We start from the raw sequence: 17,072 nt of genomic DNA on the forward strand, positions 1-17,072 counted from the left end.
CTCTCTAGTTTTGCTCTTTTCTTATTTGTTTCACTTCTTCAACAGATAATCCTGTTTTCAATGAAATGATTTCATCATCTAACACATCTAATAAATTTTTAGCAATTTCTATTTTTTCTTTTTTTGCCCCTTTTTCTTCTGCATAGGCTAAAGCACTGACTTCATTTAATCGCGATTCTCTGCGTTTTTCATATCGTTCTCTTTCTTTACGATCGCCACTTAATCGAACTAATTCAGCCTTCGCTTCTTTAATGTCGGCTTCTACTTTTTCTAATTCCTGAACTAACTCACTATCAGGTTGATTAATGAAATATAACCAAGCTTCTAACTTACTTTTAACCTCTTTGACATGTTTTACATCTTTCATTTTTTTCAACTCAATAAAATGTAACTCCATCACATCGGTTAATTCTTCATTCGTTTCACAGTCTTTCAAACGATAAACACTATGGAATTTATTATGATCTAATAAATTAAAATCCAATAAGTTGATACAGATTGTTCTTGATAATTTTTGATAGTTGTCTCCATTTTCAAGTTGTCCTTCATATAACTTACTCCAATAATATAAGCTACGTTTAATCATATTGTATTCATCTTTTAGCTGAATTTCAATGTTAATATGTTCACCATTATTAGTGATAGCTTTCACATCTAATCGACTTATTACCCCATTAATTGATGGCACCTGCTCTGCAGGATGGGGACCCCACTTATCTTCTAAATGACTTTTTTCAATGGTCGTATCTTTTAAACTAACTGATTTAATCGGATCAATTGGATTTAAGACTGCATTTAAAAATGAAATTAACACATTAGGATGATCTTCATTCCCAAAAATGCGTTTAAAAACAAAATCCATCTTTGGTGGTAACAACGCTAGAGTCATAAGCTATCAAACCTCTCTTTCTTCTCTGTAGCTATCTAACAATTCCCCTTCATATTGCTCTATACTCGTAATACTCTCATTCAAAATTTATGTTTTTTTCACAAAGTTAGCCCACTAATATCATATATTTTTTGAAAAAATAATACTCCTCTATTCACTTAAAATAATAAAGTCATCAAACATCACAAAAATTATGTGACGGCTTTATCTTTTATTTCATACTCATGCATTGGAGTTCGGCTTGTTCAAGAACTTGGTTGATGGCTTTTTCGCTTTTGTTTGGTGGATAATCGTACTTTCTTAACAGGCGTTTGATTTTAGTACGCATTTTGGCTTGTGCTCGTTCACTTTTATACCATTCGTCCCCTGTTTCCCCAATGGTTTCACGAATGACTTTCGCTAGGTCTTTTGCAATGAGTAATAAAACTTCACGATCCATGCTTTCTAAAATTTCTAAATCATCGGTTAAGACATCAAAGAAGGCTTTTTCTTCATAGGTTAAATGAAGTTGTGTTCCTTCTTCAATCGAAATTAAAATTGCATCTTTTAATTTAATTAACTCTTCAAGCACAAGATACACATCTTCTTGATCGTGACGATTGTTATATTGTTCTAAGATCCGTTGTAGCTTTTCTGAGAATTCTTTACTTTTGACTAAGTTCACTTTCTTTAAACTGTTCACTTTTTCTTTCATCACACGCATTAAAATATTAGCAGCGATATTTTTTTGTGGCATGGCTTGAAGTTTTTGAAGATTTTCTTCTGTTAGTAGATCAAAGTTATCTGAGCTTCCCGCCTCAGAAAGAACTAACACTTCATCACCTAAAATGGCTTCTTCTAGCATTTTAGAGATTCTATTATTCACTTCTTTCAAATCCGGTGTTCCTGTTTTGTTTGTTTTCATGATAAACGAACGCACCGCGATAAAGTATGAAATTTCTTGTTTCATTTCCTTCTCTAATAAACTCGTACAGATTTTAAAAACATCTTTTAAGCGTTTGGTCGTGTCCATAAACTGTGCTTTTCGTTTTTCATTAAGTTGCACATATTCAGCCCCATCACGAATGAGTTCATAACGACGACGATCACTGTCTTTAAAGAAGTCACTGTAATCGAAAGAATGAAACATATTACGTAATAATTCAATATAATCAAATGCTAAACGTTTCGCTTCCTCATTTTCTTGGATTTTATCTTGGTCACGATTCGTGTACGTTTTAAGCGCATCAAATAACTCTTTTTTTAGTCCAATGTAATCGACCACTAAGCCACCAGTTTTTCCTTCATATACACGATTGACACGCGCAATAGCTTGCATGAGATTATGAGCTTTCATCGGTTTATCAATATACATCGTATCTAATGAAGGAACATCAAAACCAGTGAGCCACATGTCGACAACAATGACTATTTTAAATTCAGAATTAATGTCACGAAACTCAACTTCGTATTGTTTTTGTGTCTTTTTATTTCCAATGAGTTTAGCCATGTCTTCTTCATCTTGATTGTTCGACGTCATGACCATACGCACTTTGTTTTTCCACTCTGGACGTTGTTCCATCATTTCTTGATACATAGCCCACGCAGCTTTTCGTGAATAAGCAACAACCATCGCTTTTCCAGCGACTAAGTGTTGACGATCTTCATAGTGTTCTATTAAATCACTCACGACTTGGCGAATACGCTCAGGATGGGTAATGATTTGTTCCATTCGACTCATTTGTTTTTGACTTTGTTCAATAACGTAATCTTCAACGCCCTCATTGACTTGCATACTCCAGTATTCATTATCAATGTCTTGAAGTTTTCGTTCATTGAGTTGGACTTTAGCTAAACGTGATTCATAATAAATTTTAACGGTTGCTCCATCATCGACAGCCTGTGTCATATCATACACATCAATTAGATCACCAAACACCCCATAAGTTGATTTATCAGTTGTTTCAATGGGTGTTCCAGTGAAGGCAATATACGTCGCATTTGGTAAGGCTTCACGTAAATACTTCGCATAGCCGTATTTCATCTCACCTTTATCTAAATCAAACTTTCCATCAAGACCATATTGCGTGCGATGTGCTTCATCAACCATCACGACAATATTCTGACGTTCAGATAATAAGCCCGTTTCTTCAACAAACTTTTGAATCGTTGAAAAGACAATTCCTCCGGTTTCACATCCCCCCAAATAATCTTTCACTTCTTGACGTGAATCCATTTTGACGGGTTTTTGACGTAAAAAATCACTCGCTGATTTAAAGGTTTCATACAACTGACCATCTAAATCGTTACGATCGGTAATCACAATTAAAGTTGGATTTTTAAGCGTCATACTTTTAACAAGATTTCCTGCTAAAAACGTCATGGAAAAACTTTTTCCACTTCCTTGAGTATGCCAGACCACACCTGCTCGTCCGTCACCACAAACGGCACGCTCACAACTTGAAATGGCCTTTTTCATTCCATAATATTGATGATACTGTGCCATAATTTTTGCATTCTTTGTAAATAAGATAAAGTTTTTAATGACATCAAGCAATCTCGTTTGATCCAATACCCCAAACATTAAGCTCTCAAGCCATCGATTTTGATACATCGCAGGATCATCTTCAGAATTGACTTTTTTCCAACTCATGAAGCGATCAAAGGAAGCAGTAATAGTCCCTGCTTTAGTTTCCACACCATCACTAATCACTAAAAAGGCGTTATAGTAAAATAATGAAGGGATATGAACGTTTTTATAATTCATCAATTGCTTATACGCGTCTTCTATCGTGACTTCTTCACGCGACGTGCTTTTAAGCTCCATCACAATTAGTGGAATTCCATTGATATACACGAATACATCTGGAATCTTTTTGCTTCCATCTTCCGTAATTTCAAGCTGATTCACGACTAAAAAATCATTATTTGAAATTTGTTCAAAATCAATTAGCTTGATACGATAATACTCTGTTTTTCCATTAATAAAATCACTAATTTCAACACCTTCTGTTAAATAATGATGGAAGGTTTTATTATTCGTAAACACATCATTCGTATCAAAGTTTTTTATGAATCGAATCGCTTCTAAAAGACTTGATGTTGGAATATTAGGATTCAAGCGAACTAACGCTTGTTTTAAACGATCCAGTAATAAAACTTCTTTCTCTTCTTTAACTAACTCACTTCCATGAGCATACTCATATCCCAATTCTTTTAAATAGTCGATGACGACATTTTCAAAACTCGTCTCCGTAAACAACTCAATCCCCCCTAACTTTTCAAATCACTCACACGAATTTCACCGGACATCAGTTTAGGTAATAAGGTATCTCTAAATTGAACTAATACTTCATTTTCTGCTACATTTTCACTTATCTTATTATATAATTGTAAAATAAGTTCATTAAATTGTTTTAACAAAGTATGATTCGCTACTAAAACATTAATTTTTGAAAAACTATCTTTTCTATAAAATTCTCTAGCACTACCATTACCCCAATTTTTAGATTTATCACGTGCTTGTTTAACTAAGAAATTTAAGTATAGCTGAGGAATGGCATCATTTAGACTCCTAAACCTCCACATATTTTGGTTCTGTAATCCACCTTTTGTATTATCTAATATTAATCCAATCTTGCCAATCCCTGCTCCAACCATTACAAGTGCACAATCAAATTTTTCAAAAATATATTTGCTATATTTTGAGTCTTTATATTCTTCTGGAAGAAAAACAGTATTCGTATTTTCAAATATTCCATCTTTTATATTTAACGTTCTCAACACTGGAATCCCCTGTTCAACATACTCATCCGCTCTAAATGCGAAACCATTTTGAATCTCACTAATTTTTCCTATTTGTTCAATAGTCCACCCTTTAGGAATCATTCCTAGTTCACTTTCGATCATTTCCCCACCGCTTGATTTGTAAGGCTGTCCTTCTTCATTTGGAAATTCAAAGTCAACAAACCATCGCTTAAATAACGCCTGCGCCATCTCCTCAAGCGTCTCATTCATCTGATTGTTCAACTCAATCTTCTCATCTAAAGATGAAAGAATATCAGCAATCGCTTTTTGTTCTTTTAAAGAAGGATAAGCTACTTTGACAATTTTAAATGCTTTATGGGTTAAATCCTTTTGTACACTACCTGATGCGATTATATTAGCATATTCTCTTACCTGTGGAGAATTTAAATAGTAATACATATATTTTTTATCAAACTTATTATAATCTAATATCACCTTAAAACAGTTATTATGTACACACCCTTCAACATCAGTATAAACTAAACCTACTTGTCCTGTCCTTGTATAAATGATATCTTCTTTAGTTGCTATATAATTTTCTGGAATATCTTTCACATATTCACTAAAAACTTTCCGTGGTAAATCAGTTATTTTTAATAAAGGTATACTGCCCAACTCTTGACTTTGTAATCTTTTCTTTGAAGCTATTTGTAGCCCCTGTCTTAACTCTGCAATATCACCAATTTTTGAAATAGTCCAATCTTCTGGAACCTTACCGAATAAAGTATTAAAACTCATATCCAATGCCTCCAAGTTGTTTTCTAATTTCATCTTCCAACTCTTTAGATTTTTGAAATTGCTCTGCTAATTGCTTTGTTAGACGTTCCATTTTTTCTTCAAACGGTTCTCCATCATCGTCTGCCTCTTCAATCCCAACATAACGACCTGGCGTTAAAATGTAATCATGTTCTTTAATTTCATCAAGATCTGCCACTTTACAGAACCCTTGAATATCTTCATAATTTTCATCATTTTTATAGTTAATATACGTATCCGCAATTTTTCTAATTTCTTCGTCTGTTAATTCTCGTAAACGACGTGTCACCATCGTTCCAAGTTTGCGCCCATCAATAAACAACGTTTTCCCTTTATGAGATTTATTTCGGTTCATGATCCAAATACAAACTGGAATTCCTGTTGAGTAGAATAATTTATCAGGTAACGCCACAATACAGTCGACTAAATCAGCCGTAATCATGTTTTGACGGATCACCCCTTCATTTGACATGTTACTTGAAAGGGAACCATTCGCAAGAACCGTTGCTGCAATTCCATTTTGATTTAACTTATCAACCATGTGTGATAACCAAGCATAGTTCGCATTTCCAGCTGGTGGAACACCCCATTTCCAACGCGCATCATTCTCAAGTAAAGCTCCTCCCCAATCACTATCATTAAATGGAGGGTTGGCTAACACATAATCTGCTTTTAACGTTGGATGTAAATCTTCGCCAAACGTATCCGCATTTTTAGACCCTAAGTTATTTTCAATTCCACGAATCGCTAAATTCATCTTCGCTAACTTCCAAGTCGTTGGGTTCCACTCTTGACCATAAACCGAAATATCAAATGTATTTCCACTATGCTCTTTGACGAATTTATACGATTGAACAAACATTCCCCCACTTCCACAAGCTGGGTCTATGTTCCTACCGATTTTGATACAAAAGAAAAAGCCTTCTTCGGAGCAAAAGCTGCCGAAAAAGACTTGAAACAAGGGCTTCCAAGGTCATACTCTGACTTTGGAAGCCCTTGTTTTATGTGTTTAGTTATCCTGCTGCCGCTCGGTAATGCGGCGGGGTACCAGCCTTGCGGTGTAGCGATTTTGGAATAATTAAAAGGTGGGGAAAAATTAAAAAGTTACAATCATTCTCATGCCTTTATCTTGCTTACAGGCTTTCCATTATATCCAGCAGATGCTGATAACTATCAACGCTGTCGTAGACCACATCCGCCGATGAGAGTTCTGCGAACAATTTCCTTGCACAGTCAATCTTTGCTTTTTCAATCGGCTTCAGATTCAGCGTTTCCATCGTGCCTTTTGTCTCGGCGATAAAGAATATGTGCTTTACCGTACCTTTGTTGAAAGCAATCGCCCAGTCAGGCGAGTAATTGCCGACCGGAGTCGGAATAGAGAATCCCTTCGGAAGTTTGGCGTAAACGCAGACTTCCTCTGCTAAATCCATATCCTCAGCGAACTTTCTCTCCACGCTCTGGCCGTCTTTTGCATAACCGTCCGCAAATACATAGTCCTGTACATTCTTCTTTGCCCGATACGCCTTGGAAAAATCCGTATTCTTTTCGGCTGTAAAGATGGCACTGTCGTAGGTTCCTTCGGTCTGATTATAAGTAATCTTCTCCACGATCATCGTAGCTTTCTGCTCGTTGATCAGGCGGATAGCCTTTGTAATAAACTCCTCCGGGTTATTTTTGAACATGGCAAAGGTGTACGGCTTAATTCCCTCAAGGATTCGCGCAACTGTACGTCTGGTCAGTTTAGCACCTTCAGCAATCTTACCCACAAGGTCATATGTAACCTGGCTTCCTTCTGCTCGATCAAGAGTATAGGTCTGGCTCTTTTCCGCAACGAATCCGGCGCCGCTTTTCAACTTATCGGAATTCCAGTCCTGCCCCTGTTCGCCGGTGGTAACAGTGTATTGCAACCTTGCAACGAACATTTTATCATCGATATGCGCGATAGCTTTTCGGATAAGTTCCTCGCTATCAAACTCCACAGTATACGCATACTTGTGGTTAATATAATTCCAAAGCGTCTGAAACTCCTTCTTATAGAAGTTATCGTTCAGTGCATTTTCCTGAATCTTCGTTTCGTGACCATCACTGATCATATTGTCAAGGGCGTGTTCATCGAAGATGCTCTGGATAAGCGCATGGACGCCCTCAGAAATTTCCGTGCAGCTTTCCGGAACGGGAGCGAGTACGCCGTTCGCAAGGTCAGCGCGGTATTTATCGGTAACATGATCGTCCTCATCGATATAGTCGTTCTTGATGAGGTAACGGTAGATATCCCGTCCCTGCTTATCGGAAACAGTGACATCGTTGCCACCGATAATGAGCGTCTTGCCAATAAAATATTCCGCCGTAGCCTTGGTAGGACGTTCGTAAAGGTCGTCACGAATGCCTTTCTGCAAATCGGCAACGAAGCCTTTATACCCATCAGAAGCAATAACGGTCAGCTGGTTGATTTGTTGCACCTGACTGCCGAGTGTATCAGCATCCATACGATCGCCGTTCTGATTCACGCAAAGACGCAGGCCACGGCCAACCTCCTGACGTTTCTGCGTAGGGGAACTGCCACCATGCTTCAAGGTGCAAATCTGAAATACATTCGGGTTATCCCAGCCTTCACGCAATGCCGAGTGCGAGAAAATGAAACGCACGGGATTGCTGAAAGAAAGCAGCCGCTCCTTGTCCTTCAAAATTAAATCATAAGCCGAGATATCGTCACTTTCATCACTGCCACGCTTGGTAGAACTATCTACCTTACGACCTTTTTTATCTATGCTGAAATATCCGGCATGGGTTTGATGTACATCAATACCACGGAGATACTGCTCATACGGCGTGTTGAAAAGCGTAAGATACTCGCTCAAGATATCCATATATTCCTGCTCAAAAATCTCTCCGTACTGCGAGTTCACCTCATTGCCATCGTCATCATATTTTCGGTACTTCGCAACCTCATCAATGAAAAACAAGGACAGTGTTTTGATGCCGCGGGAAAACAAATCCTTCTCCTTTTCAAAGTGAGAACGGATGGTTTCTCTGATCTGTACACGGCGCAGGTCAGCCTCGGACACATCTCCAACGACTTCTCCGGCATGGATTGTTTCACCGTTGGTAAAGGTCACAATTCCACGAATAGGATCAATTTCGCTGATACGGTATCCTCGATACTGATTCATATTTTTGGAGAGTGCGAAAAGGTCATCGTCCACGCCCAAGAGCCTTGTCTCGCGGTTGATGGACTTATTGTATCCGATTTCAAACTCGATGCGCGCCATCGGCGGTTTCTTCGGAGAGATAACAATGCCCTCCAAGAAAAGATAGCTGTCCGTTCCGCGCAGATTCTTGATATCAAAGCCTTTGACCTCGATTCGCTTAACCAGCCGCTTGTTGTAGGCATCCAGCGCGTCAAGCACATACACCAGTTCATGGTGCTGTTTGTGCGTAGCGGAATAGTTCAGGCAAAAGAGCGGATTAAACTCTTTCAGACTTTCCTGCGTGGCAGTGCCGCCCATTTTTTGCGGCTCATCAAGGATAACAATAGGACGGTTCGCCTTGATAACGTCAATTGGTTTTCTGCTGCCGAAGTCATCCAGTTCCGTGCGGATACGCCTTGCATCCTTTCCACGGGCATTGAAAGCCTGAATGTTTATAATCATGACGTTGATATCTGCACTCTGGCTGAAGTTATCAATCTCCGCCAGATTCTTAGAATCGTACACGAAGAAACGAGCCTTCTTGCCGTAATATTCCATAAAGTGATCCTGCATGGTCTCAAAACTCTTGCGGACGCCCTCTCGGATAGCAACGCTCGGCACGACCACGATAAACTTGCTCCAGCCGTACTGCTTGTTCAGTTCAAACATGGTCTTTATATAGACGTAGGTCTTACCCGTTCCAGTCTCCATCTCCACGTCAAGGGAGCAGGTGCCAAGTCCTCCGGTCGTTACGGTTTCCGACAGCTTGATATTATTGCGAGTCTGAATCCTGCGTATATTATTAAGAAGCTGTCCGGAATCAAGCTGCACACGGGCATTGGCAAAGCCCATATACAGTTCTTCTTCTGGAATCATCCAGTTTGTTACGTCTCGTTTAATCTCCACATCTCTGCGGTAGGTGAAGCGATCGTTGAACGGTTGACCTGCAAACACACCTACTACGCTTTCTACAGCCTCGGTTTGGTAAGGCTGTATGGTAAATTTGAATTTCATATCTGCCATTACAATACCTTTCTTTGCGTTTTCGGACTGTAGGTTTCAAAAATCTGTTCAAAGTTTGTCATCACGCTGTCGCTTGCGATGCCGCTGTCACGAAACACAGCGTAGAACGGCTTTTTCTTGGCAATCTCGGTGACTGTCTCCTCTGTGATCTCCAAATCAAAACAGGCAATGAGATAGCCATCTGCTACAGAGAAGACCTTCTTGCCAGCAATTTCTGTTTCCTGAATGTCAGAAGAGAGCAGAATGCCCAGGTCGAGCATTACCTGGAAAAGCAGATCCTCCGGGGTACGATTCGGCTTGATGTTGTCAGCAAACAGCTCCATCTGCCCCTGATTGTAATCAGCAGGGCGATAAAACACATCTTCCATATTGCTGCTGTCCACCTTGAACACACGGAAGCCGATATCAAGGTTGCCGGTCGTCAAAGGAGATTCTTCTCTGATTATCTTTCCAACGCGACGCAACCGTTCTTCACCCACATCACATATATTTTTAAATCCAGCAGCATAGGCATCTGTTTCTTCGCCTAATGGCTCCTGTATTTGAACTAATATAAATTTCCTATGACCTCCATCTTCTGCATTCTGCTGAAGCAGTGCATGAGCGGTAGTTCCTGAACCAGAAAAGAAATCCATCACGTAATCTTCTGGACCTACTGCAACACTCATAAGGTATTTCATAAGGTTTATTGGCTTCGGATTGTCAAAATGTACCTGTGGTATAAGTTTTTTAAGAAAAACTGTCGTGCTTTGCGCATCGAAAACACCCCAGCTACTCTTAATTGCCTTATTTTCATTTGTCATCTCATATAAAAACTCTTTCTGCTTTGGTAAACTCTCTTGTTCGTTTTCCACCGAAGCCAACCATCCATATCGCGTTTGATCAATCTTATCAACATCCCATTGATAAGATAACGATGCAAACTTTCGGAACAGCTGTGATTGACCACATACTTCATCATATTGTTCACAAGGTATTGGTTGCGTATGGTTTTGAAAAACCCTTTGACTGCAAAACCATGCCCAGTCATATTCTTTCATGGCAGCAATCTGTTCTTCGCTCATCCCTGCATCACAATACTCAACTTCTAAACGCTTCCATCTACTATCAAACTTCTTTTTCTCATATCCATAATTAAATCCCATTATTAACCTCCTGTAGATTCAATTTGCAAAATTCACCATGCAAACTAAAATCAGGAGGAGATCGACAACGAGAATCTCTGGGTTGTTTTCCATCCCCAGAAACAAAAATGCCAGCTGATCTTAAGGACCAACTGGCATTTTTATTCGCGCACAAAGAAAACGCATTATTAAGATTTTATAAGTACAACAAGTATACCAAGCACAATTCGATACCAACCAAACACCTTAAAATCATGTTTTTTGATAAAGTTCATTAGGAATTTAATTACTAAGACAGATACCGCAAATGCCACAGCCATACCGAGAACAAGAGCGAGCAGTTCTGCACTTGTAAATTCAAACCCGAATTTTAACAGCTTAAAAGCACTTGCTCCAAGCATAGTAGGTACTGCGAGGAAAAAAGTAAACTCTGCTGCTGCCACTCGTGAAACTCCTATGAGTAAAGCACCTATAATCGTTGCTCCCGACCGTGATGTGCCGGGTATAAGTGATAACACTTGAAATGCCCCTATCAAGATTGCTGTTTTATAGCTGATGTCAGAAAGTGCCATAGTAGTAGGAGTACGCTTTTTATTCCAATTTTCTATGAGAATGAATAACAAACCATAAAAGATTAACATGATTGAAATCACAATGGGGGTTTGGAGGTAAGCATCCAAATAATCATCAAATAGAATCCCCATAATAGCTGACGGTACACAAGCTACCGCAACCTTGAACCACAACGAGAAAGTATCCTTTTTAACAATTGACTGTGCTTTGTTCTTAAATTGAAAGGGAAACATCTTGTTCCAAAACATTACAACCACTGCGAGTATAGCTCCAAGTTGAATAACAACAAAAAACATTTCTTTAAATGCTTCGCTCATATTAAGTGTGATAAATTCGTCCACAAGAATCATATGTCCTGTGCTGCTGATAGGTAGCCACTCAGTAATACCCTCAACAATTCCAAGAAAAATAACTTTTAAAATTTCTATAAAATCAAGTACCATTATTTCAAATCCTCCTTTTTAAAATGATGAAAGGTCATAAGAAAACCAACTGCTGATACAAGAATAATAATAGATACAGACAGCAGTGTAGGATAGCCGGTACTCTGAAGTTTACCCTGCACCAAGAAATAGGTGGCTGTCCACGGATACAACGCTCCCCATTCTTGATTTGAAAGTGCGGCACTTCCCATGACAATCACGGCAGAGCCAATCATCGGGGCGACAAATCCTTTTGTTTTCATAGCAACAAACACAAAAGGAGAAACTGTTAAAAACATCAGGATACTGCCAAACAAAAACTTGGGGAGCCATACTATTGCCACTAGTAAGCTATATCCCTCCAATGTAAAGACAGCGTCATATAGCCCACAAACGATAAATATACCTGCCCATGTTACAAGGGTTAGCATAACAATCCAAAGAAGCAGGGTGCAAAATTTTCCAATTAATAGTTTTGTCCTTGAAATGGGTATGGGCAATATGGTTTTGAGGGTGCTTTCTGTGTACTCTCTGCTAAACAAGTAAGCTGCAATTGCCACATATATCATAATGTTTACCAGCAGCATGATATACAGTACACTGTCGCTGTATATGTCAGACAAGGTAAAGATAATCTCCGGCTTATCAAAATGTGTTTGCAAGGCTTCTATTAACATCAAAAGTGGGGTAGATAATACCCCTGCCACACTAATTAGCACCATTTTTGAACGCTTTAGTTTTAATAATTCACAAGAAATAAGATTAAGCAATACCGCCACCTCCAATCAGTTTAGAAAAGTAGTCCTCTAAGTTTTCCTCACTATCATTTATCCTTGTCACGAGCAGTCCATTTCGTGCAAATTCTCGATTGATTTCTCCAACACTTTGGCTAAAGTCATAAATTCTCACCGTACCGTCCTGCACTGTAAAATCCGTCATGTGGTAGTGGTTTTCTAAAATCTTTCCGGCTATCTCACTGTCAGATAAATCAAATTGAATGTATTTTCGATTCCTTTTGTGAAGCTCGGATATATTCACTTCCTCTACTAAATGCCCCTCGTGCATAACGCCGATAATATCTGCTATCTGTTCAATCTCGCTTAAAACATGGCTTGAGATAAAAATGGTAATGCCATGATTGTGACTAAGTTCAGATAAAAGTGAGCGTATTTCAACTATTCCAATGGGGTCAAGTCCGTTAATCGGTTCGTCAAGTATTAAAAGCTCCGGCTCGTGCATAATGGCGGCGGCAATACCAAGCCGTTGCTTCATTCCGAGGGAATAATCGGAAAAGACTTTTCTTTTCTCCTTATGCAGCCCCACAACTTCAAGAGCTTTTTCTACTCCACTTTTAGATACTCCCCCTCGCAGTTTAGCGAGAATTTGCAAATTCTCATACCCTGTTAAATTACTGTAAAATCCCGGTGTTTCGATAATAGAGCCTACTTTGCTATAAAGGGTATGGATATTTTCCTTATAGTTTGTGCCAAACAAGCGTACCGTTCCCTCCGTTGGGAAAGCAAGCTGCAACATCATTTTCATTGCTGTGGTTTTGCCTGCTCCGTTTCTGCCGAGCAAACCATAAATTTTGCCCTTTGGCACATGAAGATTTACCTTATCGACAACGGTGGCTGTTCCGTATCGCTTCGTAAGATTTTCTGTTTCAATGATATAATCCATATTTGATTCTCCTTTCCGTGGGTTGCTGTTCTTGTTTTCGCTGACCACAATCTTATTATCCACGAGTATTGCATAGAAGCCAAGAAATCTACCGTCACAATGCCGACACAATAGATGTCAGCACGAAAAAAGCTCCGACACTTATCGTGTCAGAGCCTATTTTAAAGGGTTTATGGCATTTTACTTTGTTTGGGTTTGCTTTATCCAGACAAATATTTTAGCAACAAATAGCAGAAACATAAGGGCGGTTACATAGGGTTGTCTTGCCGCAACGAAGAAGCAGATAAAAAGCGTACTCAGCACGAGAGAGCATTTTGTGATTATGTTGCTCCATGATTCCTTTTCAAAACAAACACACATCAGTTTCGCTATCCCAAGTGCAATCAAAACAATAAAAACAATCCAATAGATTGCAAGATATATTGGGGTAGTGTCTGTAAATGAAAGTAGATTGACAGAATAAATATATCCGTCAACAAGGTTACCATACAACGGCAAAAGTATAAAAGTAACCGCCATCATATCTAATATTCCATAAATGAAACTGTAAATTTTTTTCAAGTTGGAACGATTTTCAGTTTCGGCAAGTGTAATCAGTTCTTCGCCCGATAGCAGTTCATCTATGGTCACAGAAAAGAATTTAGAAATACACTTGAGCGACTCAATGTTAGGGTAACCCTTGCCGCTTTCCCATTTTGAAATGGCTGTTCTTGATACATATAATTGCTCCGCAAGTTGTTCCTGCGTTAAGTTCTTTCCAGTCCTAAGCTGTTGTAGCTTTTCATTAAATTCCATGATTCTCCTCCTGTTTGTTCCTTGTTTTCATACGTCCATCAACGGGTTTTTCTGCATCTTTTGGTATCATCCATGCACGACCAAATTTTTCAGTTCCGTCAATGCGATTTTCCTCACATAATTTTTGTATCCGTCTTTCCGATATGCCCCATTTTTCAGAAGCGGCTTTCACAGAAATGTAATTCATAATATCAACTTCCTTTCGCAAAGAGTATATAATTATTATATACGGAATGACGAATAATAGCAAGTTTCTCTCCACTAATACGAAATTATACACTACTAAACATAAAATCATACTTCGTTCAAATATCATCACCCGAAATGTACAATGATATAGGATGATATTAAAATGTACCAAGATGAAAGAAAACTTGATTTTAAGCCGTTAGGTATAGCGATAAAAAAAGCTCGGGAAGCAAAAGGGTGGACACAGGAATATCTTGCCCAACTGGTAGACCTTACGCCACGCTCTATTATGTATATAGAGAACAGGGGGCAGCACCCAAGGCTTAACAAATTTTATCTCATTACTACCTTGCTTGACATCTCTGTAGACCAGTTCTTTTTTCCATGCAATGAAGATGGCGACAACAATCGCCGCAAACAAGTTGATGTACTGTTGAATGATATGGAAGAAAAGGAGCTTATCGTGATGGAAGCTACGGCTCAAGGCTTGAAAAAGGCAAGAGAAACTGCGGAATAATTAACGCTGTTTTCGTAAGCCAAGCCAACTGAAAAAAGTGCGACACCTACACAGGCTATCGCACTTTTTAGGTTATTTTTTTATTCTCCACACAAATCATAAAGCTGTTCACATCGGTTTTGAATATCTAAGATTTCTGTTTCGGTTAAACTCCTGCGGTTATGAGTAAGTTGTTGCTCTAAAAAATCACGATAGCCATCAAGTAAGGCATCCCGTAAAAGCTCGGGGGCTTTGCAATGTTCCACACCAAACCATTGCTCATCTTTTTCATCCCAAATCATAACGGTGTATCCTCGCTTAGTGTTCACCACCTCCAAAACACTATCTTTATTTAGGTAATCGTTGAATACTTCTAAAACCTTTTCAAAGGTCATCATTTTATCAGCCCTTTCATATTTTAGGTGCTTATATGTAAGTAGTTTATATACTTATTACGACTATGATAATAAAAGTATCGTCTTCACTATAATAATAAATAATCCATTTTGATGTTGGCTTTATTTCTTCAGCAATTCGCAAGAGATAAGGAGTGTCTACATTCCCAAACGACAAACCTATGGATACTACTTGCTCTATATCTTTTAGACTTGAAAAAAACGATTCATTTCTCGATATAATTGCATCCGTGTCTTTATATAATGACGAGCAAAATTTTGCTATCGCGGAGCATATACTTTCTTCCCATTCTACGAACTCTTCACTTGCACACTGTGCTCTTCGTTTGTAATAATCTATAATAAATTTATTTCCATGCCCCATGATGGGTGGTATTGCAGAGCATGATGGTACTCCTCCATGCAAGTGAAGAACTGTTTTTACCCCATATACCCGCTCTAGGACATCTGTATAATTAAAATTAATGAAAATATCAGAACAATTTCCTATGAAACTCTTTTTAATGGGGCACACACCTGATGTATCTATAGACTCTAACCACTCAAGTACATATTTCTGTAAATCTGAAGAAAACCCATACTGTTCCTTCCAGTGAAGATCCAGAGTATATTTTATACCTTCTTCTGGCATTTGCTCTGCAAGGGAACTTGCCATATCGTGCATTCCTTCTACATCTGGGTTACCCATTTCTTCCTCAAATGTTTGCCATAAATCTTTTAGCACTGATTTTTTCCATCTTTCTTGTGCCGCTTCAGTGTACCAAGGCTCTGTATCATCTAAAGGCTGAATGTTATACATAGCCTCAAAATCCGTTAGAAATGACTCATGATGCGTTTCTAAGAAACTTCTGAACTCAGAATATGGAGTTCTAATACCATGCTGTATGTCGAAACCGTTTCCTACCAAATACAATGTTTTCATGTTATTCCTCCTATTTGAACGGCAATATAAAAATAGCCGGGATGCCCCGGTCTGTCAACACACCCCAAGAGCAGATTTTACACCGCAAGGGCACACTTTTTAATTTTACCCATACCTTGTATCAAACTCGGTATGATTATTTCATAAACTTTACCTTTATACGGCTGAATCATTTCAACCATTAATTTCACGACACATTTTGGTGTATAGAATTCTCCACCTTCATTGGCTCCGAATTTACCTAAGAAATATTCATATACACGACCTAAAACATCTTTATCGCGAGCATCTTCTCCACCGACATTGATGTTTGTAAATAAGTCAATGATTTCACCTAAAATACGTTTATCAAGTTCTGGACGTGAGTAGTTTTTAGGAAGTACCCCACGTAAAGAGTCATTTTCTTTTTCAATTGAATCAAGTGCCTGATCCACAATCTGACCGATTTCAGGTTGTTTAGAATAATCTGAAATATAACTCCAACGCGCGTGTTCTGGAACCCAAAACACTCCTTCAGAAATATACTCGTCACGATCTTCAGCAAACTCCGGATCATCTGCTAATAATTCCACATAACGTTCATTAAAGGTATCAGATACATATTTTAAGAAAATCAATCCAAGTACCACGTGCTGATACTCCGATGGATTCATATTATTACGTAATTTATCTGCTGCTTGCCACAGCTTCTCTTCAAAACCAATTGTAGCCATTCTCTGTTCCTCCTAATTTCATTCCTTATAACCATATTTTAAAACTTGTTTGCACTGATTACAATAACAGCCATTTAATAACAATTAATAAATTATAAAT

Annotated in this window: 15 protein-coding genes; 1 reads left to right on the forward strand and 14 read right to left on the reverse strand. The window is 38.5% G+C overall.

Annotated elements, in window-relative coordinates:
* Positions 1 to 4 precede the first annotated feature (4 nt).
* The 11 genes from JRC48_RS05255 to JRC48_RS12765 form a co-directional block, all read right to left on the reverse strand.
* Complete coding sequence (locus JRC48_RS05255; protein ID WP_235070806.1) at positions 5 to 889, reverse strand: Rpn family recombination-promoting nuclease/putative transposase; 885 nt, start codon at positions 887 to 889, stop codon at positions 5 to 7.
* A gap of 211 nt (positions 890 to 1,100) precedes the next feature.
* Positions 1,101 to 4,130, reverse strand: a complete 3,030-nt coding sequence (locus JRC48_RS05260; RefSeq protein WP_235070807.1) for a type I restriction endonuclease subunit R — start codon at positions 4,128 to 4,130, stop codon at positions 1,101 to 1,103.
* A gap of 11 nt (positions 4,131 to 4,141) precedes the next feature.
* Entirely contained in the window at positions 4,142 to 5,413 is a 1,272-nt protein-coding gene (locus JRC48_RS05265) for a restriction endonuclease subunit S (protein WP_235070808.1), read from the reverse strand.
* Positions 5,403 to 6,293 carry an N-6 DNA methylase gene (locus JRC48_RS05270; RefSeq protein WP_235070809.1) on the reverse strand — a complete coding sequence of 297 codons (891 nt, stop codon included), beginning with the start codon at positions 6,291 to 6,293 and terminating at the stop codon, positions 5,403 to 5,405. The genes JRC48_RS05265 and JRC48_RS05270 overlap by 11 nt, the downstream gene beginning before the upstream one ends.
* A 271-nt stretch (positions 6,294 to 6,564) precedes the next feature.
* Entirely contained in the window at positions 6,565 to 9,642 is a 3,078-nt protein-coding gene (locus JRC48_RS05275; protein ID WP_235070810.1) for a type III restriction-modification system endonuclease, read from the reverse strand.
* Entirely contained in the window at positions 9,642 to 10,787 is a 1,146-nt protein-coding gene (locus JRC48_RS05280) for a DNA methyltransferase (RefSeq protein WP_235070811.1), read from the reverse strand. Before JRC48_RS05280 ends, JRC48_RS05275 begins: the two co-directional genes overlap by 1 nt.
* Before the next feature lie 167 nt (positions 10,788 to 10,954).
* Positions 10,955 to 11,782 carry a bacitracin resistance undecaprenyl-diphosphatase BcrD gene (gene bcrD / locus JRC48_RS05285; protein WP_002576322.1) on the reverse strand — a complete coding sequence of 276 codons (828 nt, stop codon included), beginning with the start codon at positions 11,780 to 11,782 and terminating at the stop codon, positions 10,955 to 10,957.
* Positions 11,782 to 12,531: an ABC transporter permease gene (locus tag JRC48_RS05290; protein ID WP_002576323.1), complete on the reverse strand. Its 750-nt coding sequence runs from the start codon at positions 12,529 to 12,531 to the stop codon at positions 11,782 to 11,784. The genes bcrD and JRC48_RS05290 overlap by 1 nt, the downstream gene beginning before the upstream one ends.
* A complete protein-coding gene (gene bcrA / locus JRC48_RS05295) occupies positions 12,524 to 13,441 on the reverse strand; it encodes a bacitracin ABC transporter ATP-binding protein BcrA (RefSeq protein ID WP_235070812.1) in 918 nt (305 codons plus the stop codon). The genes JRC48_RS05290 and bcrA overlap by 8 nt, the downstream gene beginning before the upstream one ends.
* Before the next feature lie 180 nt (positions 13,442 to 13,621).
* Positions 13,622 to 14,236 carry a bacitracin resistance transcriptional activator BcrR gene (gene bcrR / locus JRC48_RS05300; protein ID WP_083578802.1) on the reverse strand — a complete coding sequence of 205 codons (615 nt, stop codon included), beginning with the start codon at positions 14,234 to 14,236 and terminating at the stop codon, positions 13,622 to 13,624.
* A complete protein-coding gene (locus tag JRC48_RS12765; protein ID WP_009246557.1) occupies positions 14,226 to 14,423 on the reverse strand; it encodes a helix-turn-helix domain-containing protein in 198 nt (65 codons plus the stop codon). Before JRC48_RS12765 ends, bcrR begins: the two co-directional genes overlap by 11 nt.
* Before the next feature lie 165 nt (positions 14,424 to 14,588).
* Here JRC48_RS12765 and JRC48_RS05310 point away from each other — a divergent pair, with 165 nt between their 5' ends.
* Positions 14,589 to 14,942, forward strand: coding sequence for a helix-turn-helix domain-containing protein (locus JRC48_RS05310; RefSeq protein WP_002576326.1), 354 nt, complete (start codon positions 14,589 to 14,591; stop codon positions 14,940 to 14,942).
* Positions 14,943 to 15,022: 80 nt separating this feature from the next.
* On the opposite strand, the gene JRC48_RS05315 is transcribed toward JRC48_RS05310, so the two are convergent.
* The 3 genes from JRC48_RS05315 to JRC48_RS05325 all read right to left on the reverse strand — a co-directional run bounded on the left by JRC48_RS05315 (position 15,023) and on the right by JRC48_RS05325 (position 16,972).
* On the reverse strand, positions 15,023 to 15,319 hold the full coding sequence (locus JRC48_RS05315; protein WP_002576327.1) for a hypothetical protein: 297 nt from the start codon (positions 15,317 to 15,319) through the stop codon (positions 15,023 to 15,025).
* Between the two features lie 43 nt (positions 15,320 to 15,362).
* On the reverse strand, positions 15,363 to 16,259 hold the full coding sequence (locus JRC48_RS05320) for a bacteriophage abortive infection AbiH family protein (protein ID WP_235070813.1): 897 nt from the start codon (positions 16,257 to 16,259) through the stop codon (positions 15,363 to 15,365).
* Positions 16,260 to 16,336: 77 nt separating this feature from the next.
* Positions 16,337 to 16,972 (reverse strand): type I restriction-modification system subunit M N-terminal domain-containing protein, encoded by a 636-nt coding sequence (locus tag JRC48_RS05325; protein WP_235070814.1) that lies wholly within the window; start codon positions 16,970 to 16,972, stop codon positions 16,337 to 16,339.
* Positions 16,973 to 17,072 lie beyond the last annotated feature (100 nt).

It is taken from the genome of Turicibacter sp. TJ11 (assembly GCF_021497505.1).
GTDB lineage: Bacteria > Bacillota_I > Bacilli_A > MOL361 > Turicibacteraceae > Turicibacter.